At 72.0% G+C, this 20,980-nt stretch carries 21 protein-coding genes; 13 read left to right on the forward strand and 8 right to left on the reverse strand.

The annotated features are described in order from the left end of the window. Positions 1 to 5 precede the first annotated feature (5 nt). Positions 6 to 776, forward strand: coding sequence for an enoyl-ACP reductase FabI (gene fabI / locus ACGH2B_RS22700; protein ID WP_399092903.1), 771 nt, complete (start codon positions 6 to 8; stop codon positions 774 to 776). A 139-nt stretch (positions 777 to 915) separates the two neighbouring features. Here fabI and ACGH2B_RS22705 read toward each other — a convergent pair whose 3' ends face one another. After that, positions 916 to 1,599 (reverse strand): FadR/GntR family transcriptional regulator, encoded by a 684-nt coding sequence (locus ACGH2B_RS22705; RefSeq protein WP_399092906.1) that lies wholly within the window; start codon positions 1,597 to 1,599, stop codon positions 916 to 918. Between the two features lie 132 nt (positions 1,600 to 1,731). Here ACGH2B_RS22705 and ACGH2B_RS22710 point away from each other — a divergent pair, with 132 nt between their 5' ends. From ACGH2B_RS22710 to ACGH2B_RS22725, 4 genes are all read left to right on the forward strand, one after another. Then, the gene (locus tag ACGH2B_RS22710) at positions 1,732 to 3,033 is read left to right on the forward strand and encodes a CynX/NimT family MFS transporter (protein ID WP_399092909.1); all 1,302 of its coding nucleotides are present in this window, start codon (positions 1,732 to 1,734) and stop codon (positions 3,031 to 3,033) included. 16 nt (positions 3,034 to 3,049) lie between these two features. Further along, positions 3,050 to 3,166: an SGM_5486 family transporter-associated protein gene (locus tag ACGH2B_RS22715; RefSeq protein WP_399092912.1), complete on the forward strand. Its 117-nt coding sequence runs from the start codon at positions 3,050 to 3,052 to the stop codon at positions 3,164 to 3,166. Between the two features lie 349 nt (positions 3,167 to 3,515). Then, entirely contained in the window at positions 3,516 to 3,740 is a 225-nt protein-coding gene (locus tag ACGH2B_RS22720; RefSeq protein WP_399092915.1) for a hypothetical protein, read from the forward strand. Positions 3,741 to 3,823: 83 nt separating this feature from the next. Continuing rightward, positions 3,824 to 4,342 (forward strand): SixA phosphatase family protein, encoded by a 519-nt coding sequence (locus ACGH2B_RS22725; RefSeq protein WP_399092918.1) that lies wholly within the window; start codon positions 3,824 to 3,826, stop codon positions 4,340 to 4,342. A 322-nt stretch (positions 4,343 to 4,664) separates the two neighbouring features. On the opposite strand, the gene serB is transcribed toward ACGH2B_RS22725, so the two are convergent. Beyond that, entirely contained in the window at positions 4,665 to 5,906 is a 1,242-nt protein-coding gene (gene serB / locus ACGH2B_RS22730) for a phosphoserine phosphatase SerB (RefSeq protein WP_399092921.1), read from the reverse strand. 423 nt (positions 5,907 to 6,329) lie between these two features. Between serB and ACGH2B_RS22735 the strand changes: the two genes are divergently transcribed. Continuing rightward, positions 6,330 to 8,897, forward strand: coding sequence for an FHA domain-containing protein (locus ACGH2B_RS22735; RefSeq protein ID WP_399092924.1), 2,568 nt, complete (start codon positions 6,330 to 6,332; stop codon positions 8,895 to 8,897). Between the two features lie 82 nt (positions 8,898 to 8,979). Here the strand turns inward: ACGH2B_RS22735 and ACGH2B_RS22740 are convergent, their stop codons facing one another. Then, entirely contained in the window at positions 8,980 to 9,714 is a 735-nt protein-coding gene (locus ACGH2B_RS22740) for a transglycosylase SLT domain-containing protein (protein ID WP_399092927.1), read from the reverse strand. 326 nt (positions 9,715 to 10,040) lie between these two features. Further along, positions 10,041 to 10,742 carry a nitroreductase family protein gene (locus tag ACGH2B_RS22745; RefSeq protein WP_399092930.1) on the reverse strand — a complete coding sequence of 234 codons (702 nt, stop codon included), beginning with the start codon at positions 10,740 to 10,742 and terminating at the stop codon, positions 10,041 to 10,043. A 379-nt stretch (positions 10,743 to 11,121) separates the two neighbouring features. Here ACGH2B_RS22745 and ACGH2B_RS22750 point away from each other — a divergent pair, with 379 nt between their 5' ends. Then, on the forward strand, positions 11,122 to 12,267 hold the full coding sequence (locus ACGH2B_RS22750; RefSeq protein WP_399092933.1) for a GAF domain-containing sensor histidine kinase: 1,146 nt from the start codon (positions 11,122 to 11,124) through the stop codon (positions 12,265 to 12,267). A gap of 130 nt (positions 12,268 to 12,397) precedes the next feature. After that, the gene (locus ACGH2B_RS22755; protein WP_399097228.1) at positions 12,398 to 13,027 is read left to right on the forward strand and encodes a response regulator; all 630 of its coding nucleotides are present in this window, start codon (positions 12,398 to 12,400) and stop codon (positions 13,025 to 13,027) included. Between the two features lie 449 nt (positions 13,028 to 13,476). Here ACGH2B_RS22755 and ACGH2B_RS22760 read toward each other — a convergent pair whose 3' ends face one another. Next, a complete protein-coding gene (locus ACGH2B_RS22760; RefSeq protein WP_399092936.1) occupies positions 13,477 to 14,289 on the reverse strand; it encodes a hypothetical protein in 813 nt (270 codons plus the stop codon). Between the two features lie 89 nt (positions 14,290 to 14,378). Here ACGH2B_RS22760 and ACGH2B_RS22765 point away from each other — a divergent pair, with 89 nt between their 5' ends. From ACGH2B_RS22765 to ACGH2B_RS22780, 4 genes are all read left to right on the forward strand, one after another. Next, positions 14,379 to 15,191: an ABC transporter ATP-binding protein gene (locus tag ACGH2B_RS22765; protein ID WP_399092940.1), complete on the forward strand. Its 813-nt coding sequence runs from the start codon at positions 14,379 to 14,381 to the stop codon at positions 15,189 to 15,191. 60 nt (positions 15,192 to 15,251) lie between these two features. Continuing rightward, positions 15,252 to 15,662 (forward strand): NfeD family protein, encoded by a 411-nt coding sequence (locus ACGH2B_RS22770; protein ID WP_399097231.1) that lies wholly within the window; start codon positions 15,252 to 15,254, stop codon positions 15,660 to 15,662. Positions 15,663 to 15,783: 121 nt separating this feature from the next. After that, positions 15,784 to 16,722 carry an SPFH domain-containing protein gene (locus ACGH2B_RS22775; protein WP_399092943.1) on the forward strand — a complete coding sequence of 313 codons (939 nt, stop codon included), beginning with the start codon at positions 15,784 to 15,786 and terminating at the stop codon, positions 16,720 to 16,722. A 102-nt stretch (positions 16,723 to 16,824) separates the two neighbouring features. Then, positions 16,825 to 17,589 carry a sulfite exporter TauE/SafE family protein gene (locus tag ACGH2B_RS22780; RefSeq protein ID WP_399092946.1) on the forward strand — a complete coding sequence of 255 codons (765 nt, stop codon included), beginning with the start codon at positions 16,825 to 16,827 and terminating at the stop codon, positions 17,587 to 17,589. A 47-nt stretch (positions 17,590 to 17,636) separates the two neighbouring features. Here ACGH2B_RS22780 and ACGH2B_RS22785 read toward each other — a convergent pair whose 3' ends face one another. The 3 genes from ACGH2B_RS22785 to ACGH2B_RS22795 all read right to left on the reverse strand — a co-directional run bounded on the left by ACGH2B_RS22785 (position 17,637) and on the right by ACGH2B_RS22795 (position 19,952). Beyond that, the gene (locus ACGH2B_RS22785; protein ID WP_399092949.1) at positions 17,637 to 18,140 is read right to left on the reverse strand and encodes an HNH endonuclease; all 504 of its coding nucleotides are present in this window, start codon (positions 18,138 to 18,140) and stop codon (positions 17,637 to 17,639) included. A gap of 448 nt (positions 18,141 to 18,588) precedes the next feature. Next, complete coding sequence (locus ACGH2B_RS22790; RefSeq protein WP_399092952.1) at positions 18,589 to 19,128, reverse strand: YbhB/YbcL family Raf kinase inhibitor-like protein; 540 nt, start codon at positions 19,126 to 19,128, stop codon at positions 18,589 to 18,591. A 41-nt stretch (positions 19,129 to 19,169) separates the two neighbouring features. Continuing rightward, positions 19,170 to 19,952, reverse strand: coding sequence for a sporulation protein (locus ACGH2B_RS22795; RefSeq protein ID WP_399092955.1), 783 nt, complete (start codon positions 19,950 to 19,952; stop codon positions 19,170 to 19,172). 165 nt (positions 19,953 to 20,117) lie between these two features. On the opposite strand from ACGH2B_RS22795, the gene ACGH2B_RS22800 reads away from it, so the two are divergent. Beyond that, complete coding sequence (locus tag ACGH2B_RS22800) at positions 20,118 to 20,768, forward strand: DNA-3-methyladenine glycosylase (RefSeq protein WP_399092958.1); 651 nt, start codon at positions 20,118 to 20,120, stop codon at positions 20,766 to 20,768. Positions 20,769 to 20,980 lie beyond the last annotated feature (212 nt).

Consider the following 20,980-nt stretch of genomic DNA (forward strand, 5'->3'; position numbering starts at 1 on the left):
TCAGCATGAGTGGAATCCTCGCAGGCAAGCGCATTCTGGTCACCGGAGTGCTGACCGAGTCGTCGATCGCGTTCCAGGCGGCCAAGACCGCCCAGAACGAGGGCGCCGAGGTCATCCTGACCGGCTTCGGCCGGCTCTCCCTCGTCGAGCGGATCGCCAAGCGGCTCCCCAAGGAGGCGCCGGTCATCGAGCTGGACGTCACCAACCAGGAGCACCTGGACGGTCTCGCCGACAAGATCCGCGAGCACCAGGGCGAGGACGCCCGCCTCGACGGCATCGTGCACTCCATCGCCTTCGGCCCGCAGGGCGCCTTCAACTTCCTGGAGGCGAGCTGGGAGGACGTCGGCACCGCGGTCCAGGTCTCGGCGTACTCCTACAAGTCGCTGGCCATGGCCTGCCTGCCGCTCATGGAGCGCGGCGGCGCCATCGTCGGTATGACCTTCGACGCGCAGATCGCCTGGCCGAAGTACGACTGGATGGGTGTGGCCAAGGCGGCGCTGGAGAGCACCAACCGCTACCTGGCGCGCGACCTCGGCCCCAAGGGCGTCCGCTGCAACCTCGTCTCGGCCGGTCCGATCAAGTCGATGGCCGCCAAGTCCATCCCCGGTTTCGAGTCCCTGGCGGACGTGTGGAACCACCGCGCCCCGATCGGCTGGGACCTCGCCGACCCGGAGCCGGCCGGCCGCGGCGTCGTCGGCATGCTGTCGGACTTCTTCCCGCGTACCACCGGCGAGATCGTGCACGTCGACGGCGGCGTGCACATGATGGGCGCCTGACCACCCCCGCCCGCACCGCACGGCGCGCGGACGGCCCCTGACGCACCGTCACCCGTCCGTCCCGCCCGCTCTCCTGCCCGTCCCGGTCCGCCGGGGCGGGCAGGAGACGTTCGGGGGCCGTACGGCGGCGGGGAGCGGATCAGCCGGGGCCGCGCAGCGCCGCCCGGCAGCCGAACGGCAGCAGGCTCGCCTCCGCCGCCGCCCGCTCGCCGTCGCCCTCCCGGATCGCCGCCACCAGCCGCGCGTGGTCCATATGGGCCTCCGGACGCAGCTCCTCCCCGACGTCGGCGCGCAGGAAGTCACGGAGTACGCCCCCGAGGTCGGCGTAGATCTCCGCCAGCACGTCGTTGTGCGAGGCCGCGACCACCGCCATGTGCAGCGTCGCGTCCGCCTCGACGAACGCGTCCGCCGCCCCCGACTCCCAGGCGCGCTCCCGGCGCTCCAGAAGGGTGTCGAGCTGCCGCAGGTCGTGCGCGGTGCGGTGGCGGGCGGCCAGCCGCGCCGCCGATGCCTCCAGGGTGCTGCGCACCTCGGCGATGTGCCCGGGGTCGGCGTCGGCGAACCGGCGGTTCATCACCCCGGCCAGCTCACTGGTGGCCACGACGTAGGTGCCCGAGCCCTGCCGGATGTCCAGCAGCCCGTTGTGCGCCAGCGCCCGCACGGCCTCCCGCACGGTGTTCCGGGCCACCCCGAGCTGCTCGGTCAGCTCCGGTTCGGTGGGGATGCGCGCGCCGACGGGCCATTCGCCGGAGGTGATCTGGGCGCGCAACTGCGCGATCACCTGATCCGCCAGCGCGGAGCGGCGGGGGGAGGTCAGGGGCATGGCTGCGCTCCGGGGTACGGGGAGAGGGCGGTGGTGGACGGCGCCGCCGGGACCGGGCCGGGCAGGGCGCCGGGGAGAGGGCGGCCACCGTCGACTGGACAGGCAATCATCCTATGATTCTATGATGAGGGCATGGCAGAAGACGACCTGGCGACACTCCACGCCGCCGACCGGCCGGCCCCCGGCACCACCGCACCCCCCACCGGCAGCACCGCCGACGACGGACGCCCCGTGACGGACGCCCCGGCCCCGCCCCGCTGGCTCGGCGGCGTCGTCATCGCCGGCCTCGTCCTCGCCGCGCTCAACCTCCGCCCCGCCATCACCAGCCTCGGCGCCCTCATGGAAGAGGTACGCGCCGGGCTCGGCATGAGCGGCACCGTCGCCGGACTCCTCACCTCCGTCCCCGCCCTCTGCTTCGCCGCGTTCGGCATCGCCGCCCCCCGGCTCGCCCGGCGCCTCGGTCCCGGCGCCGTCGTCTGTGCCGGTATGGCCGCCATCGCCGTCGGCGTCGCCGTACGCCCCTTCACCGGCAACACCGCCGGCTTCCTCACCGCCAGCGCACTCGCCCTCGCCGGCATCGCGGTCAGCAACGTCCTCCTGCCCGTCGTCATCAAGAGCTGGTTCCCCGACCGCGTCGGCCCGATGACCGGCGTCTACTCCATGGCCCTGGCCCTCGGCACCTCCCTCGCCGCCGCCACGACGGTCCCGCTGACCGCCGCGGTCGGCGGCTGGCGCCCCGGCCTCGCCCTCTGGGCCGCCCTCGCCGTCGCCGCCGTGATCCCCTGGATCCTGATCGTGCGCCGCCGCGGCACCACCGCCGCACCCGGCGCCGCCGGCCACGCCGCGGAACGCCCGATCCGCATCGCCACCTCACCGACCGCCTGGTCACTGGCGGTCTTCTTCGGCCTTCAGGCCACCGCCGCCTACATCACGATGGGCTGGATGCCGCAGATCTTCCGCGACGCCGGGGTCTCCGCGGGCACCGCCGGTGTCCTCCTCGCCGTCACCATGGCCATCAGCGTGCCGCTGTCGTTCGTCCTGCCGCGGATGGCCTCCCGCATGCGCCACCAGGGCCCGCTCGCCGCCTCCCTCGGCCTCTGCGGCCTCGCCGGCTACGCCGGGCTCTGGTTCGCCCCCGCCTCCGGCGCCTGGCTCTGGGCCCTCCTCATGGGCATCTCCAACTGCGCCTTCCCGCTCGCCCTCACCATGATCGGGATGCGCGCCACCAGCGCCGCCGGCGTCGTCAAGCTCTCCGCCTTCGCCCAGTGTGTCGGGTACCTCATCTCCCTCCCCGGCCCGCTCCTCGTCGGCGCCCTCTACCAGCACAGCGGCGGCTGGGGCATCCCGATCGCGCTGATGGCGGGCCTGATGGTGCCGCAGATCGCGGTGGGCGTGCTCGCCGGCCGGGACCGCCGCATCGAGGACGAGACCTGAGTGCGACACTGACCCCATGCCTGTACTCGAACCCAATCCCCAGGGCGGCCAGAAGAAGCTGCTCACCGTCCTCGGCGTGATGCTCGCCGTCACCGTCGTCATCGCCGTCATCGCGAGCATCGCCGCCAACTGACGCACCGGACCGGGGCCTGTGCGCGTACGCCCGGGGTGTATGACACGGCGGCGCCCGTCCCGGCGGTCGGTGTCCGCTGGGAGGCACCGCCCTTACGGAGGACTCCGGCGGGTGGCGCGAGGTGCGGCTTCCGGAGCGGGTCCCCGCGCCGCCCCCCTCGGGCGGCCCCGGCCGGACGGCGGCGCCCGCGCGGGCCCCGGGCCGATGGGCGAACAGATCCCCTACGGGATCACTGGGGGTCATCCCGGATAGGAACGCTCACCCGTTCCTCGTACCTTCGAAGAACACCGCACCCCGCGGTGGCGCCCCGCCCCACCCGCGGCGCGCTCCGATCCGTACGGAGGCGACCATGCCCGCCGCATCCCGCCACACCACCGTCCCCGTGCCCCCGCGCGCCGCGACCCGGCCCGCGCCCCGCACCGCGCCCGCACGGCGAGAGCTGCCGTGGTGGGCGCCGGCACTCCCCGTCGTCCCCTTCACGCTCCTGCTCGCCCTGCCGGCGGCCTCCGCCGCACCGGCACCCACCGCGGTGACACACCTCCTGGAGATAGCGGCCCGCGCCCTCTCCGCCTGACCGCCGCGGAGCGCCGTCACCCCCGGAGGGGAGCCTTCCAACACCCCGCGCCCCGCGCCGTCTTTCATGCGAAGCTGGGACGCATGAGCGCCGATACACCTCGCCGGATCGTCCTCCTCCGACACGCCAAGGCCGAATGGACACAAGAGAGCGACCATGAGCGCCCGCTCGCCGACCGCGGCCGTATGGACGCCCCCGCAGCCGGACGACGGCTGGCCGGGGCCGGGATCACCCCCGACCTCACCCTCTGCTCAAGCGCCGCCCGCACCCGCGAGACATGGAAGCTCTTCGTCGGCGAGCTGCCCCAGCGCCCCAGGACCGTCTACGACGACCGGCTCTACGAGGCGTCGCTCGGCGAACTCATCGCGGTGCTCAACGAAACGTCCGACGAAGTCACCAACCTCCTCGTGGTCGGCCACAACCCGGGCGTCCACGCACTCGCCGACGCACTGGCGGGCGAGGCGGAAGGAGACCTGCTGGCGCGCATGAACCGCGGCGGATTCCCCACCTCGGCGATGGCCGTCATCGAGTTCAACGGCTCATGGAAGTCCGTCGAGCACGGCGTGGGACGCCTCACCGCGTACTGGCCGCCCCACGAGTAAGGACCGCACCCCCTGCACCTGGGGCGAACGGGGCCTGCCCCCGAGGCTTCGAGCCTGGGGGGCAGGACCGCGCGGGGCCGGTCCGTGTGCCCAGGCTGAGCCGGGCGGGGAGCGGACCGTGCAGGAACCAGCCCGTGGAGGGAGCGGGCTGTGCGAGAGCTGGGCTGTGGAGGTACCGGCTCAGGAAGGGACCGGGGCCGTACCGGTCGGTTCGTACGCGAACGACCGGGGCCGATGGTCCGACCGCTTGGGGGAGGGGAGGGTGGGGAGGGGGGAGGCCCCCCAAGGGGCCCCGAAGCCCAACCCCCTCACCCCACCCCCCTCACCCCAAATGCGTCTCCGCCGCCTCGACCTCTTCACGTGTGATGCCGAGCAGGTAGAGCACGGTGTCGAGGAAGGGGACGTTGACCGCGGTGTGGGCGGCCTCGCGGACGACCGGTTTGGCGTTGAAGGCGACGCCGAGGCCCGCGGTGTTGAGCATGTCCAGGTCGTTGGCGCCGTCGCCGATGGCGACGGTCTGGGCCAGCGGTACTCCGGCCTGGTGCGCGAAGCTGCGGAGCAGCCGTGCCTTTCCGGCGCGGTCGACGATTTCGCCGGTGACCTTGCCGGTGAACTTGCCGTCCGCGACCTCCAGGGTGTTGGCGGCGGCGAAGTCCAGCCCCAGCTCTTCCTGGAGTGCGTCGGTGACCTGGGTGAATCCGCCGGAGACGACGCCGACCTGGTAGCCGAGCCGCTTGAGGGTGCGGACGAGGGTGCGGGCGCCCGGCGTGAGCCGTACCTCCTTGCGGACCTTCTCCACGACGGAGGCGTCGAGCCCGGCCAGCAGGGCGACCCGGGCGTGCAGTGACTGTTCGAAGTCCAGCTCGCCGCGCATCGCCTGCGCGGTGACCTCGGCGACCTCCGCCTCGCAGCCGGCGTGCGCCGCGAACAGTTCGATGACCTCGTCCTGGATCAGTGTCGAGTCGACGTCCATGACGACCAGCCGCTGTGCCCGGCGCTGGAGTCCCGCCGACACCACGGCGACGTCGACGCCGAGGAGGGCCGCCTCCGGTGCCAGGACGGAGCGCAGCGCGTCCGTGGCGGCGCCGGAGACCGCGAACTCCACGGCCGTCACCGGGTACTTGGCGAGCCGGAAGATCCGGTCGATGTTGCCGCCGCAGGACGTTATGGCGGCGGTGATCGCGGCGGTGCACTCGGCGGTCAGCGGATGGCCCAGCACGGTGATGTGGGACCGTCCGGTGCCGCGTGGCCGGTTGTCGCCCCGGCCGGAGATGATCTCCGCCTGGAGGTTCAGCGACTCGGCCCAACTGTGGACGGTGGCCCGCAGGCCGCCCTCGGAGGCGCCGTCGGCCCCGGAGGAGGGCACGGTGACCAGTGCGCACAGCACTATGCGGCCACGGGTCACGACCTGCTCGATGTCCACGACATCGACGGAGTAGGCGGCGAGGGTGTCGAAGAGACCAGCGGTGATGCCGGGCCGGTCCTTCCCGAAGATCTTCACGAGAAGGGTCGGTACGTCATCGCCCGGTACGGCGGTGGCAGGCGGGGTCTGCGATGCGCTCATGGTGCCTTTACGGTAACCGCCCGCCGCGTCCGTCCGTACATCTGTCCGTCGTTCGGACCGCCGCGCACAGTGGCCCCGGGCACGGCCCCGGAGCTGCGGTATCGGCCCGCGGCGCCTGCCCGGGACGGCCCAGGACCGCCCCGCACCTGATCGTTATGGACTCGTGTCCGCACCCGCCCACCGGTCCGTTCCGGCCCTCCCGGCGGCCGGAACGGACCGGTCCGGGGCGGATCGCGGTGGACGGTTTCGCCGCTCCGGTGTGGTTTGACGGGTGCCGTCCGGGCCTTCGTACGGGCGTGCCGTACGCGGGGTGCGCCGGGCCCGCGTCCCGGTTTCCGGTAGGCGGGCCGAGCCTGAAATAGTTCCCCACGATGTTCACCAACCCTGGATTCCCATACAGGGCGTCACTCGGGGGACTATGTAATGGGGCGTGGAGTGCCTGAACTCGTACTGGAATTGAACGGTAGGACCTGGACGCTCGATCCGTCCCGGTCCTACAGCGTGGGCCGTGATCCGCAGGGCGACCTGGTGCTCGACGACGCCAGGGTCTCCTGGCGTCACGCCGTCGTGCGGTGGGCCGGCCACGGCTGGGTCATCGAAGACCAGGGCAGCACCAACGGCACGTACGTCCAGGGGCAGCGGATCCAGCGGACGGAGATCGGCGCCGGTTCGGCCGTGCACCTGGGCAACGCCACCGACGGTCCGCGGCTCGCGCTGTCGGACGCCGCCGCACCGGCCGCCGGTGCCTACAGCGCGCCCGCCGCGCCGCAGCAGGCCGCCGCCCAGGGCTGGCAGCAGCCGGCGGCGCAGCAGCAGCCGCCCGTCCAGCAGGGCCACCAGCCGCCGGCCGCGCAGCAGCCCTACGTCCCGCAGCAGGCCCACCAGCCGCAGCAGGCTCACCAGCCTCCGCAGGCCCGGCAGCCGGCCCCGCAGGCGGGCGGCGGTGCCCGGCAGCCGCAGGGCGACCGCAGCCCGACCACATTCCACCGGCTGGAAATGGACCGGGTGATGCGCATCGGCCGTGCGCTGGAGAACGAGCTGGTCGTCTCCGACCTCCAGGTCTCCCGCCACCACGCGGAGTTCCACGCCACTCCCGACGGCCGTTTCGAGATCCGTGACCTCGGCAGCCACAACGGCACCTACGTCAACGGTCAGCCGGTCCCCAAGTCCGGCTCCGCCCTCATCGGCCCGAACGACATCATCGGCGTCGGTCACTCCACGTTCCGCCTGGTCGGCGACCGGCTGGAGGAGTTCGTCGACACCGGCGACGTCTCCTTCTCGGCGCGCCACCTGACGGTCACCGTCGACGGCGGCAAGCAGATCCTCAAGGACGTGTCGTTCGGCGTTCCGGAGAAGTCGCTGATCGCCGTCATCGGCCCGTCCGGCTCCGGCAAGTCGACGCTGCTCAAGGCGCTCACCGGCTACCGCCCCGCCAACGAGGGCGATGTCCTCTACGACAACCGGAACCTCTACAAGCAGTTCGCCGAGCTGCGGCAGCGCATCGGTCTGGTCCCGCAGGACGACATCCTGCACAAGGAGCTGACCGTCCAGAAGGCGCTGCGCTACGCCGCCAAGCTCCGCTTCCCCGGCGACACCGCGGAGGCCGAGCGTGAGGCGCGTATCGACGAGGTGCTGCACGAGCTGAAGCTCCATGTGCACCGGGACAAGAAGGTCACCTCGCTCTCCGGCGGTCAGCGCAAGCGCGTCTCGGTCGCCCTGGAGCTGCTCACCAAGCCGTCGCTGATCTTCCTCGACGAGCCGACCTCCGGTCTCGACCCGGGCATGGACCGCGACGTCATGCAACTGCTGCGCGGTCTCGCCGACGACGGGCGGACCGTCCTGGTCGTCACGCACTCCGTCGCCGAGCTGGGCATCTGCGACAAGCTGCTGGTCATGGCGCCGGGCGGCGGCGTCGCCTACTTCGGCCCGCCCGAGGAGGCGCTGAACTTCTTCCAGTACGACACCTGGGCCGACGTCTTCTCGGCGTTCGAGAACTACCGCGACTACGACTGGATGGGCCGCTGGCGCGGCTCCCCGCACTACCAGATGTACGCGGCGGACATCGACGCGGTCGCCCCGCAGTCGGTGCAGCTCCAGGCGCCGCCCGCCCGGGCGCAGCAGTCGCAGAGCTGGGGCTCGCAACTGTGGACGCTGATGCGCCGCTACGTGTCGGTGCTCGCCTCCGACCGCGGCTTCCTGGTCCTGATGCTGGCGCTGCCCGCGGTCCTCGGCATCGTCTCGATGCTGATTCCCAGCGATTACGGCTTCGGATACGGGCCGGACAACCGGCACGGCGCGAACCGTGACGCCTCCACGATCATGCTGATCCTCGCGGTCGGTATGTGCTTCTCCGGCGCCGCCAACTCCGTACGTGAGCTGATCAAGGAGCGGGTCATCTACGAGCGCGAACGGGCCACCGGCCTGTCGCGGTCGGCGTATCTGATGTCCAAGGTGATCGTCCTGGGCGTGGCCACCGCCTTCCAGGGCGTGATCATCTCGGTGATCGGTTTCTCCACGCGGACGATGCCCGACGAGGGCGTGATCTTCCGCAACGCGCCGGGCGTCGAGATGACGCTGGCGATCATCGCGCTCGGCTTCACCTCGATGATGTTCGGCCTGATCATCTCCGCGCTGGTCAAGACCGCCGAGAAGACCATGCCGCTGCTGGTCATGTTCGCCATCGTCCAGGTCGTCTTCACCGGCGTGCTCTTCCAGTTGTTCGACACGCTCGGTGTCGCGCAGTTCTCCTGGCTGATGCCGTCGCGCTGGGCCGTCGCCGCGATGGGTGCGACCGCCGACATGAACCGCCTGCTGCCCTGGGAGCCGGCCAACCCGATCAAGGGGACGCCCGCCAACCCCGATCCGCTGTGGCAGCACCAGCCCGGTGTCTACGTGATGGACATGATCATCCTGATCACGCTCGGCGTCGCCCTCGCCTTCGTCGTGGCGCGCCTGCTGCGCCGCCACGAGCCGGAGGTCATGCGCAAGTGACCCGGCGCCCGTAGCGCACCACCGCCGAGGGGCGGCACCCGTGATCGGGTGCCGCCCCTCGGCGGTGCGGACGCGGTCCGGCTCAGTAGGCCGAGTTGACGTTGTCCATCGAGCCGTACTTGTCGGCCGCGTAGTTGCAGGCGGCGGTGATGTTGGCGACCGGGTCGTAGATGTCCCAGGAGGTGCCGGCGACGTGGTACGCCTGGAAGGTCGGGGCGATCACCTGGAGCAGGCCCTTGGAGGGCACGCCGTTGACGGCGTTGATGTCCCAGTTGTTGATGGCCATCGGGTTGCCCGCGGACTCCCGGATGATGTTGCGGTAGATGCCGTCGTACGAGCCGGGGATGCCCTTGCTGTTCATGATGTCGAGGGACTGGCGGATCCAGCCGTCGAGGTTGTTCGCGTAGGTCTTGACCGGCGTCTTCGCGGCGGTGGGCAGCGCGGCGCGGTCGGTGGACCGGCTGGCGGTCCGCTCGGCGGCGCGCTCCTTCGCGGCCTTCGCCTTGGCCTCGGCCTCGGCCTTGGCCTTCGCGGCGGCCTTCGCCTTGGCGGCGGCCTCGGCCTTGCCGGCCTTCGTGGAGGCGTCGGCCTGCTTGGCGATGGTGGTCTGCTGGGCCTGCGCCGCGCTGCCGACGGTGGTGCTGAAGGCGACGGGCTGCACGTTCGCGGCCGTGGCCTGTCCGGTGGTCTGACCGGCGTCCGCGCCCGGTACGACGGTGAAGGCGAGGGCGGCGGCACCGGCCGCGGCGATGCCGGCGGCGGAGAGCTTGTGGGTCCGCGTCAGGCGGTCAAGGCCGAAAAGGGCGTGCTTGGACATGGCGAAGTAGACCTTCCGATGGGGGACGTCGCAGGGGGCCGTGGTTGGCGGAGAACGCCGGGTGGGGACCGCGGCGCCGAGCGACGGGAGCCATTCTTAGCGGCCGTAAATTCGCCGGGCAATGAGGTGACGTACGACCCCGGGTAGTGGAACCCGGGTGCCCGATCTTGCGTCGTGCGGGCGAGCGCCCCAGCTCATACGGGTTTCAGGGGCGACTAAAGAGCGTCGTAGGTGACCTGTGCCCTATGCGCGGCGTCACACCCGGCGAACGTTTACCTCGCCGGGTGTGATCGCAACTGCACAGTATGTGCGGGGCCGGATGTGGCTCAGACCTCGACCAGCACCTGGTCAAGGGACTTCCGGACCAGATCCGGCACCTCGCAGTCCTTCGCCGGGTATCCCACGGGGATCACCGCGAACGCCTTCTCGTTGGCCGGCCGCCCCAGAACCTCCTGGAGGAACCGCATCGGACTGGGCGTGTGCACCAGCGCCGCCAGCCCCGACAGATGCAGTGCGGACAGCAGCATCCCGACCGCGATCCCCACCGACTCGTCCACGTAGTAGTGCTTGCGCTTGGTGCCGTCCTGGCCCAGCCAGTGCCGCTGCTGGAACACCACGATCAGCTCCGGCGCGTCGGTCAGATGCGGCTTGACCGCGTCCGTCCCCAGCGGGCGCAGCGCGGCCAGCCACTCCTCACCCAGCCGCCCGTCGTACGAGACGCGCTCCTCCTCTTCCGCCGCCGCCCGGATACGCCGCCGCACCTCGGCGTCCTTGACCAGCACGAACGTCCACGGCTGCTGATGCGCTCCGGACGGCGCGGTGGCCGCGCAGGCGATGGCGTCCCGTACGGCCTGCTCGGGCACCGGATCGGTGGAGAACTGCCGCACGGTCCGCCTGCCGTCCATCCGCTCCCGCAGCTGAGCCGCGCGGGCGAGCGACTCCGCCGCCGGTATGCGCGCGGGCCGGTACGGAACGGTCCGGTAGGGATCGCCGTGGGTCGGGGTCCAGGTCCTCGTCGGTTGTGTCATGCGCCGAGTCTGGAACCGGGCGCCGCCCTCCGGGGCGCGGACCGCCGAATCCGCGGACTTCGGCGCGATCCGCGTGGTCGGGGGAGCGGAGGGTTGCCGACGAGGATGCACAGTGCCCCTATATAGGGGACTGGGTGACATTCATGCAGAGTGCGAAAAATGACCTGTATGTCCCCTATGGGGAGGTGGGGGAAGCGTGCGGGGACGCGAACGGCCGCCGGCGGCGCGCGACCGTGCCCGTACGGGGCGCGCCTCACGCACGGCCGTACCCGTACGGGATCGGCACCCCGGCCGGTCCCCGGGGCGTAGGTCCGCAGACCGAGGACCGGCGCGGCGGTGGACCGATACCTCCCCCGCGGGGCGCCGGTACCGTGAAGCCATGACCAACGGACCGGGAGCCGGAATCCCCGCGGTGAGCAGCGCGATCCTCGCGATGAGCCGGCATCTGGAGGTGCGGGACGTCCTCAAGACGATCGTGGCCTCGGCCCGGGAACTGCTCGACGCCGAATACGCCGCCCTCGGCGTGCCCGACGACCACGGCGGCTTCGCGCAGTTCGTGGTGGACGGTGTCAGCGAGGAGCAGTGGAAGGCCATCGGCCCGCTGCCCCGCCAGCACGGCATCCTCGCCGCGATGCTGCACCACGCCACCCCCGAGCGCCTCGCCGACGTCCGCGAGGACCCCCGCTTCGGCGGCTGGCCCGCCGCCCACCCCGACATGTCCGACTTCCTCGGCCTGCCCGTCGCCGACGGCGACGAGATCCTCGGCGCCCTCTTCCTCGCCAACAAGCGCTGCCCCAAACCGGCCGGGAGCTGCGGCTTCACCGCCGAGGACGAACGCCTGCTGGGCATACTCGCCCAGCACGCCGCCATCGCCCTCACCAACGCCCGCCTCTACGAACGCAGCCGCGAGCTGACCATCGCCGGGGAACGCGCCCGCCTCGCCCACGAGCTGCACGACGCCGTCGCCCAGAAACTCTTCTCCCTCCGGCTCACCGCCCAGGCGGCCACCGCGCTCGTCGACCGCGACCCGGGCCGCGCCAAGGACGAACTGCACCAGGTCGCCGCGCTCGCCGCCGAAGCCGCCGACGAGCTGCGCGCCGCCGTCGTCGAGCTGCGGCCCGCCGCCCTCGACGAGGACGGGCTCGTCGCCACCCTCCGCTCCCAGGCCCAGGTCCTCGACCGCGCGCACACCGCCGAGGTCACGTTCGACGCGCACTGCGTCCGCGCCCTGCCCTCGTCCCAGGAGGAGGCGCTGCTCCGCGTCGCCCAGGAGGCGCTGCACAACGCGCTGCGGCACAGCGGCGCCGAACGCGTCGAGGTCACCCTCGCCCGGCACGGCCAGGGCGCGCTGCTCAAGGTCGCCGACGACGGCTGCGGCTTCGACCCCGGCGCGGTCCGCACAGCCGGCCGTCACCTGGGCCTGGTGTCCATGCGCGACCGCGCCAACGGCGTCGGCGGCGTACTCACCGTGAAATCGGAGCCCGGCAAGGGCACCGCTGTGGAGATGGAGGTGCCCGGTGGCTGAGCACGCCGGAATCGGCAACCACGACGGACAGGGCGACGCCCGCGAGCGACGGCACGCCCCGCCGGGCGGCACCCCCGCCCCCTCCGGCGCCGACGAGCCCCTCGCGGAGCCCGCGGGCGCCACCGGACCCATCCGGGTGCTGCTGGTCGACGACCATCAGGTCGTCCGCCGCGGTCTGCGGACGTTCCTGGAGATCCAGGACGACATCGAGGTCGTGGGCGAGGCGGCCGACGGGACGGAAGGCATCGCCGCCGCCGAACGGCTGCGCCCCGACGTCGTCCTGATGGACGTCAAGATGCCCGGCACCGACGGCATCGAGGCCCTGCGCACCCTGCGTGAACTGGCCAACCCCGCACGGGTGTTGATCGTCACCAGCTTCACCGAACAGCGCACCGTCGTCCCCGCCCTGCGCGCCGGGGCCGCCGGATACGTCTACAAGGACATCGACCCGGAGGCGCTGGCCGGCGCCATCCGCTCCGTCCACGCCGGGCATGTGCTGCTCCAGCCGGAGGTGGCCGGCGCCCTCCTCGCCCAGGACGAGGGCACGGGCGGCCAGGGCCGCGGCACCACGCTCACCGAGCGGGAGAGCGAGGTGCTGGGCCTGATCGCCGACGGACGCTCCAACCGCGAGATCGCCCGCGCACTCGTCCTCTCCGAGAAGACCGTCAAGACCCACGTCTCCAACATCCTCATGAAACTGGACCTCGCCGACCGCACCCAGGCCGCCCTCTGGGCCGTCCGCCACGGGATCGGAGCCTGAACCCGCGCCGGAGCCGGTCCCGCCGCCGGAGCCGGCCCCGCTGCCCGGGCCCGGGACCGCCCGCCGGAGCCTGACCGCGTCACTGGAGGGGCGGCCGGTGCACAGCGGCCCGGTACGGCGTGGGGGGCGATCACCGCACAGAGCCTCGCACCGATGCGGGCACCCGTCCGGTGCGAGCCCCGGCCCGCAACCGGCCCCGCCCCGCCACGGGCCGAGCCGCCGCACCGAACCGGCCCGGAACGGGTGCGGGACGGGGCCCCACGTGGTGCCCTGCCGCGGTCCGGGCGGCCGACCCGAGGCACGGCCCCGCACCGCTGTGGGCCCCCGATCCGCTACGGGAACCAACTCATACGCAGCCCCCCGCCGCTACGGGCCCGCCCCGCCGCACCGACCCGGCCCGGAACGCGGTCCAGGCCGGGCCCCACGCCCCGGACCCCCGCGTGTCTCCCTCACCCCCGCCGTTCCCGCTCCTCCACCGCCGCGTTGTACGCCGCGACCTGCGCCCGCCGGGCCGTACGCTCCACCGGGCGCAGCGCCTGCGCGCGGGCCGCGATCTCCGACGAGCTGACCGCGCCGCCGTGCTCCCGGCCGTCCCCGCCCGCGCTCCGGGCGATGGCGATCAACGCCCCGACCCGCTGCGCCAGCTCCAGCACCCGCACCGCGCGCGGCGGATACCCGGGCGCCAGCACCTGACGTCCGGCCTCGGCCCGCGCCCGGTACGCCTCCAGCGCCGCCTGCGCCACCGGACCGGAACCGGCCACGTCCAGCCGGGTCAGCGCCTCGGTCGCCTCCCGTAGCGCCTCCGCCAGTTCCCGCTCCGCCTCGCCCAGCGACGGCACGTCGGCGGGCGGCGCCTCCCGTACCGGCAGGCACTCCCACACCACCTCGACATGCACATCCGGCCCGGCGCCGCCGTCCGGCCCGGCCCGGTGTATCTCCGGCACCAGACCCACCCCGGCGCCCGTGGCCAGCACCGCCTCGCCGGCGTCCAGCGCGCGGGCGTTGAACTCCGCAGGCCCGCTCAGCCCCAGCGGATGCCCCGGCGCGGGCAGCGCGACCCGCAGCCCCACCGCACCCATGGCCCGCAGGCGCCCGAGCGCCAGCGTCAGCCCCACCGGCGCGGCCTCACCCGGCAGACCGCGCACCCGGTGCACGGCGTCGTCTTCCGCGATCCGCTCCGCGGCATCATCAAGCGAGACAAGTCCGGCCAAAAGGGCATTTCCCCATGCCGCCAGCCGTCCCGAACGAGGTTCATCGAGCATGGTCCCCAGCCTAGGGAACGGCACTGACAACGAGTGGCGTAGGTTTGCAGGGGGGAGGCGCCCACAGGCGCCGTGACGACCGAGAAGCAATGGGAGACAGGGCACTCATGAGCGATGTGCTGGAGCTGGTGGACGTATCCGTGGTCCGCGAAGGGCGGGCTCTGGTGGACCAGGTCTCCTGGTCGGTGAAGGAGGGCGAGCGCTGGGTCATCCTCGGCCCCAACGGCGCCGGCAAGACCACCCTGCTCAACCTCGCCTCCAGCTACCTCTTCCCCACCAAGGGCAGCGCCACCATCCTCGGCGAGCGCCTCGGCAAGGTCGACGTCTTCGACCTCCGCCCCCGCATCGGCATCGCCGGAATCGCCCTCGCCGACAAGCTCCCCCGCAGCCAGACCGTCCTGCAGACCGTGCTCACCGCCGCCTACGGCATGACCGCCCACTGGCAGGAGAACTACGAGGACATCGACGAGCAGCGCGCCCGCGCCTTCCTCGACCGCCTCGGCATGACCGAGTACCTCGACCGGAAGTTCGGCACCCTCTCCGAGGGCGAGCGCAAGCGCACCCTCATCGCGCGCGCCATGATGACCGACCCCGAGCTGCTCCTCCTCGACGAGCCCGCCGCCGGTCTCGACCTCGGCGGCCGCGAGGACCTCGTCCGCCGCCTGGGCCGCCTCGCCCGCGACCCGTACGCCCCCTCGATGGTGATGGTCACTCACCATGTCGAGGAGATCGCGCCCGGCTTCACCCACGTCCTGATGATCCGTCAGGGCAAGGTGCTCGCCGCCGGCCCCCTCGAACTCGAACTGACCTCGGCCAACCTCTCCCGCTGCTTCGGCCTCCCCCTCATCGTCGAGCGGAACGGCAGCGACCGCTGGACCGCCCAGGGACTGCCCCTTTCCTGACGCTTTACGCCCTGTTCCCGCGGAGCGCCCCCGCCCTACCATGAAGCGGTGGACGCATGGGTGTGGTGGCTGATCGCCGCCGTGGGACTGGGAATTCCGCTCGTCGTGACCGCGATGCCCGAGTTCGGGATGTTCGCGGTCGGCGCCGTCGCAAGTGCCGTCACCGCAGCGCTCGGTGGCGGCACTGTCATACAGTTCCTCGTCTTCGCCGCGGTCTCCGTCGCGCTCGTCGCCGTGGTCCGCCCCCTCGCCAACCGTCACCGCACCCAGCGGCCCGGCTTCGCCTCCGGCATCGACGCGCTCAAGGGCAGGAGCGCCACCGTCCTGGAGCGCGTGGACGGCGCGGGCGGCCGCATCAAGCTCGGCGGCGAGATCTGGTCGGCCCGCGCCCTCGACGGTGACCGCAGCTACGAGCCCGGAACGCAGGTCGACGTCGTGGAGATCGAAGGCGCCACCGCCGTGGTGCTCTGACCGGAAAACGTTGTGGTCATCTGACCGGAACGCGCTGACGACCCACCACGAGTCTGAAAGACTCGATCAACACCCAAGCCGGCCACGGCCGGAGGACCAGACGAAGGGCACGGGAGCTGCAGTGGCACCGATCATCATCGTCCTGATCATCCTGGTGGTGCTCGTGTTCATCGCACTCATCAAGACGATCCAGGTCATTCCCCAGGCGAGCGCCGCCATCGTCGAGCGCTTCGGCCGCTACACCCGCACCCTCAACGCGGGCCTCAACATCGTCGTTCCGTTCATCGACACGATCCGCAACCGCATCGACCTCCGCGAACAGGTCGTGCCGTTCCCGCCGCAGCCGGTGATCACCCAGGACAACCTCGTCGTCAACATCGACACCGTCATCTACTACCAGGTCACCGACGCCCGCGCCGCGACCTACGAAGTCGCCAGCTACATCCAGGCGATCGAGCAGCTCACCGTCACCACCCTCCGCAACATCATCGGCGGCATGGACCTGGAGCGCACCCTCACCTCCCGCGAGGAGATCAACGCGGCGCTCCGCGGCGTCCTCGACGAGGCCACCGGCAAGTGGGGCATCCGCGTCAACCGCGTCGAGCTGAAGGCCATCGAGCCGCCGACCTCCATCCAGGACTCGATGGAGAAGCAGATGCGCGCCGACCGCGACAAGCGCGCCTCCATCCTCCAGGCCGAAGGTGTCCGCCAGTCCCAGATCCTCACCGCCGAGGGCGAGAAGCAGTCCTCCATCCTCCGCGCCGAGGGTGAGGCCAAGGCCGCCGCGCTCCGCGCCGAGGGTGAGGCCCAGGCGATCCGTACGGTCTTCGAGTCCATCCACGCCGGCGACCCGGACCAGAAGCTGCTGTCGTACCAGTACCTCCAGATGCTCCCGAAGATCGCCGAAGGCGATGCCAACAAGCTCTGGATCGTGCCCAGCGAGATCGGCGACGCTCTCAAGGGCCTCGGCGGCGCCCTCGGCAACTTCACCCCCGGCGGCGGCAAGAGCGACCCGCTCGTCAAGTCCCCGACGCCCCGCCAGGCACCGCCCATCGACTGACGTACCCGCCCTCAGGGGGTGTCTCCCCGGTCGCACGGACCGGGAAGGCACCCCCTGTCGCATGATCGACCGCAGCCGCACCGCACCGATACGGGGGACCGCATGACCACCTGGGAAGCACTCGCCGTCCTCGCCGCGGGCCTCGGCGCCGGAACCATCAACACCGTCGTCGGCTCCGGCACCCTCATCACCTTCCCGGTGCTGCTGGCCGTCGGCCTCCCACCGATCACCGCGAACGTCTCCAACTCGCTGGGTCTGGTGCCCGGTTCGCTCAGCGGCGCCTTCGGCTACCGCCGCGAACTGGCCGGCCAGCGCTCCCGCATCCTCCGCTTCGGCATCGCCGCCCTCCTCGGCGGCTCAGCCGGCGCGGCCCTGCTGCTCGCGCTGCCGTCCGACGCCTTCGACGCGATCGTGCCGGTCCTCATCGCCATCGCGCTCGTCCTCGTCGTCATCCAGCCCCGCCTCGCGGCGGCGCTCCGCGCCCGCCGCGCCCGCAACGGCATCACACCCCGCCGCGACGGAGGCCCCGTCCTCCTCGCCGGACTGACCCTCGCCAGTGCCTACGGCGGCTACTTCGGCGCGGCCCAGGGCGTCCTCTACCTCTCGATGACGGGCCTGGCGCTCGACGAGGACCTCCAGCGGCTCAACGCCCTCAAGAACGTCCTCACCCTGCTCGTCAACGCCGTCGCCGCCGTACTCTTCCTCTTCGTCGCCCACTTCGACTGGACGGCCGTCGCACTCCTCGCCGCCGGCTCCGCTCTCGGCGGCCGCATCGGCGCGGTCCTCGGCCGCCGGCTGCCTCCCGCCGTCCTGCGCGCCATCATCGTCGTCGTCGGCGTGGTGGCCATCGTCCAGCTCGTCCGCTGAGACCCCGCCCCGCGGAAGGGCCGGACGACGGCCACCTCACCCGGCGCTCACGCCGCGGGCGACGCCCACCCCGGCAACTCCTCGCGTACGGACACCCCGAGCGCCGACAGCATCGCCTCCGCGGGCGTCGGCTCGAACGGCCGCCGCAGCAGCCGCATCCCGGCCTGCTCCGGCGTACGGTCCGCCTTCCGGTGGTTGTCCTCCGCACACGAGGCGACCGTATTCAGCCAGGTGTCCTCGCCGCCGTGCGACCGCGGCACGACGTGATCGACGGTCGTCGCCCGCCGCCCGCAGTACGCGCACCGGTACTGATCCCGCACCAGCACGCCCCGCCGCGACCACGGCGCCCATCTTCGGAACGGCACCCGTACGTACCGGCTGAGCCGGATCACCTGCGGCACCGGCACCTCCACCGAAGCGGCCCGCATCCGCAATCCCGGGTGGGCGTGCTCGACGACGGCCTTCTCCTGCATCACCAGCACCACGGCCCGATGCGACGTCACCGTCGACAGCGGTTCGAAGCTCGCGTTGAGCACCAACGTCTCCCGCATCCCGCCCACCTCCCGGCCGTTCGCCCCCGCGGCGAAGTGGCTCCACTGTGCAGGGGAAGCATTTCCCGCCACAACGCAATTTCCCCATGCCACAAGGGAAATGACGGGTAACCGGCGAACGAAGGAAAGGCGCCGCACGGACACGCGAAGGGCCCGGAACACCACGGGCGACAAGAGCGTACGGAAAACCGGGCACGCCCCGGGGCCCGTACTCCACGGGAGGGGGTGCGCCCCGGATCCCACCCCCGTGTACCACCCGGATCCGGAGCGTACGGCCGGCGAGGCGACCGGACGCACCACGCGCCCGGCCCCCGGCGAGCGGAGGGCGACACACCTGCGCCCCGGCGCTCCCGCCGCGGCGGTACCGGCTGCCCGGTGACTCGAACGAGCCACCGACCGGAACCACCCTGCGTGCGAGGAACACCGGGGCGCAACGCAATTACGGGCCTCAGCCCTCCGCGGGCACCTCGAACTCGGCCACCAACTGGGCCCGCCCGAGCGTGTGGAACCGCAGGTTGAAGCCGACCACCGCGGGCGACGCCTCGCCGTCGGGACCGAGCTTCTCCTGGTCGACGGCGTACACCGTGAAGACGTACCGGTGCGGACCGTCCCCCGGAGGCGGCGCCGCGCCGCCGAAGTCCCGCGTCCCGTAGTCGTTACGGACGTGGACCGCGCCCTCGGGCAGGCCCTTCATCTCACCGGACCCGGCACCCGCCGGCAGCTCCGTCACCGACGCCGGGATGTCGAACACCGACCAGTGCCAGAACCCGCTGCCGGTCGGCGCGTCCGGATCGAAGCAGGTGACGGCGTAACTCTTCGTCCCCGCGGGCGCACCCTCCCACCGAAGCTGCGGCGAACGGTTGCCCTCGGCGTACACCTGCGCGGAACCCAGCGTCCCGCCCGGTGCCACCTCGTCGCTCAGCACCGTGAACTCCGGTACCGGCGGGTGGAAATCGTGCGGGAGCGGCCGCCGCTTCAGCTCGGACACCTCGACACCTCCTGGTCGCTTGCTGACACTGTCCGGCCAGGTTAGAGCCAGTTCCGCTTCCCGCCGACCTCGGCCAGCCAGTGGTGGAGATACCCCGCCCAATCGGTCTGCTGGTAATCGTGCAGCCCCACCGTGAACGACCGGAACGTGTCCGATCCGTCGCTGATCAGCCCGCCCTTCTTGTCCATCTCCAGCACCACGTCCATCTCCCGGTCGTCGGCGACGAACGACAGCTCGACCTCGTTGAGCCCGCGGTACTGCTGCGGCGCGGAGAACTCGATCTCCTGGTAGAACGGCAGCCGCTGCCGCGTCCCCCGGATGTGCCCCTGCTCCAGATCGGCCGCCTTGAAGCGGAAACCGAGCTGCCCGAACGCGTCCAGGATCGCCTGCTGCGCCGGAAGCGGGTGCACATTCACCGGGTCGAGGTCCCCGGAGTCCACCGCCCGCGCGATGGCCAGCTCCGTCGTCACCCCCACACTCATCCCGCGCAGATGCTGCCCGAGGAACGTGGTGATCGGCGTCTCCCAGGGAATCTCCAGCCCGAACGGCACGGTGTGCGCGGCACCGGCCTCCACCTGGAACGCCCCGCCGAGCTGCACCTTGGTGAACTCGATGTTGCGCTTGACCTCCTCCTCACCGCCCTCCACCTCGACGCGCGCCTGCAGCCCGACCGACAGCCCCTGGATGTCCTGGGCCACCGATCCGCCCTGGATCCGCACCTCACCCTGGACGACGCCACCGGGCACGACGTTCTCCTCGAAGAGAACCGTCTCCACCGACGCGCCTCCGGCCCCCAAGCTCGCCAGCAGCTTCTTGAACCCCATGTCCGTCCTCCCCAGGCCCGACGCCTGACCTCGCTCCGGCAGCCGCGATCGCGGCTCGCCGCTGTCAACGGAAACCGGCGGCCGCCGGTTCCCCCGCCCTAGCCTCCCAAGGGCGCCCGCCCACGCCACGGCGCCCCCCTCTTCACTGCACTACTCTCGGCGCACATGACCGACGTACCGGAACGTATGCCGCTCGCCCACGCCTTCTTCGACCGTCCCGTCCTGGAGGTCGCCCCCGACCTCCTCGGCCGCACCCTCGTGCGCACCACCCCGGACGGCCCGATCGAACTGCGCCTCACCGAGGTGGAGGCGTACGAAGGCGAACGCGATCCCGGCTCGCACGCCTACCGCGGCCGCACCGCGCGCAACGCCTCGATGTTCGGCCCGCCCGGCCACGCGTACGTCTATTTCATCTACGGCATGTGGTTCAGCCTGAACTTCGTCTGCGGCCCCGAGCACCACGCGAGCGGAGTCCTGCTCCGCGCCGGCGAGATCCTCACGGGTACGGAGCTGGCCCACGCCCGCCGTCCCAAGGCCCGCCGCCCCCACGAACTGGCCCAGGGCCCGGCCCGCCTCGCCACGGCCCTCGACATCGACCGCTCCCTCGACGGCACCGACCTCTGCACCGGACCCGGCGCCCCCCTCACCGTCCTGCACGGCACCCCGCCCGCCCCGGAGCGCGTACGGAGCGGCCCCCGCACGGGAGTGGGCGGCGAAGGCGCGGCCCACCCGTGGCGCTACTGGATCGACGACGAGCCGACGGTCAGCCGTTACCGCCCCCACGTACCGCGCCGCCGCACCGCCAAGGCCACGTGACCCGCACCTCAGCTCCTTGACGCAGCTACCTCGAACGTCTAACGTGGCCCGAGCCGCTGGACAAGGGCAGCGCTATCTGCGCAGCCGGTCAGCGACACCACCACTACCCAAGCTCGATTCCCCAAACGGGGTCATTTTCGCGTTGCCGAAATTCGACCGCGTCGCTCGATTATGAGCCGCCCGGGAATTCCGCTAAAGTAGTGACCCGCCAA

This window comes from Streptomyces sp. BBFR2 (assembly GCF_044497305.1).
Classification (GTDB): Bacteria; Actinomycetota; Actinomycetes; order Streptomycetales; family Streptomycetaceae; genus Streptomyces.

Coding starts and splice junctions, on each gene's coding strand:
- fabI (WP_399092903.1), top strand. CDS start 6: ATGAGTGGAATCCTCGCAGGCAAGCGCATTCTGGTCACCGGAGTGCTG.
- ACGH2B_RS22705 (WP_399092906.1), bottom strand. CDS start 1,599: ATGCCCCTGACCTCCCCCCGCCGCTCCGCGCTGGCGGATCAGGTGATC.
- ACGH2B_RS22710 (WP_399092909.1), top strand. CDS start 1,732: ATGGCAGAAGACGACCTGGCGACACTCCACGCCGCCGACCGGCCGGCC.
- ACGH2B_RS22715 (WP_399092912.1), top strand. CDS start 3,050: ATGCCTGTACTCGAACCCAATCCCCAGGGCGGCCAGAAGAAGCTGCTC.
- ACGH2B_RS22720 (WP_399092915.1), top strand. CDS start 3,516: ATGCCCGCCGCATCCCGCCACACCACCGTCCCCGTGCCCCCGCGCGCC.
- ACGH2B_RS22725 (WP_399092918.1), top strand. CDS start 3,824: ATGAGCGCCGATACACCTCGCCGGATCGTCCTCCTCCGACACGCCAAG.
- serB (WP_399092921.1), bottom strand. CDS start 5,906: ATGAGCGCATCGCAGACCCCGCCTGCCACCGCCGTACCGGGCGATGAC.
- ACGH2B_RS22735 (WP_399092924.1), top strand. CDS start 6,330: ATGGGGCGTGGAGTGCCTGAACTCGTACTGGAATTGAACGGTAGGACC.
- ACGH2B_RS22740 (WP_399092927.1), bottom strand. CDS start 9,714: ATGTCCAAGCACGCCCTTTTCGGCCTTGACCGCCTGACGCGGACCCAC.
- ACGH2B_RS22745 (WP_399092930.1), bottom strand. CDS start 10,742: ATGACACAACCGACGAGGACCTGGACCCCGACCCACGGCGATCCCTAC.
- ACGH2B_RS22750 (WP_399092933.1), top strand. CDS start 11,122: ATGACCAACGGACCGGGAGCCGGAATCCCCGCGGTGAGCAGCGCGATC.
- ACGH2B_RS22760 (WP_399092936.1), bottom strand. CDS start 14,289: ATGCTCGATGAACCTCGTTCGGGACGGCTGGCGGCATGGGGAAATGCC.
- ACGH2B_RS22765 (WP_399092940.1), top strand. CDS start 14,379: ATGGGAGACAGGGCACTCATGAGCGATGTGCTGGAGCTGGTGGACGTA.
- ACGH2B_RS22780 (WP_399092946.1), top strand. CDS start 16,825: ATGACCACCTGGGAAGCACTCGCCGTCCTCGCCGCGGGCCTCGGCGCC.
- ACGH2B_RS22785 (WP_399092949.1), bottom strand. CDS start 18,140: ATGCGGGAGACGTTGGTGCTCAACGCGAGCTTCGAACCGCTGTCGACG.
- ACGH2B_RS22795 (WP_399092955.1), bottom strand. CDS start 19,952: ATGGGGTTCAAGAAGCTGCTGGCGAGCTTGGGGGCCGGAGGCGCGTCG.
- ACGH2B_RS22800 (WP_399092958.1), top strand. CDS start 20,118: ATGACCGACGTACCGGAACGTATGCCGCTCGCCCACGCCTTCTTCGAC.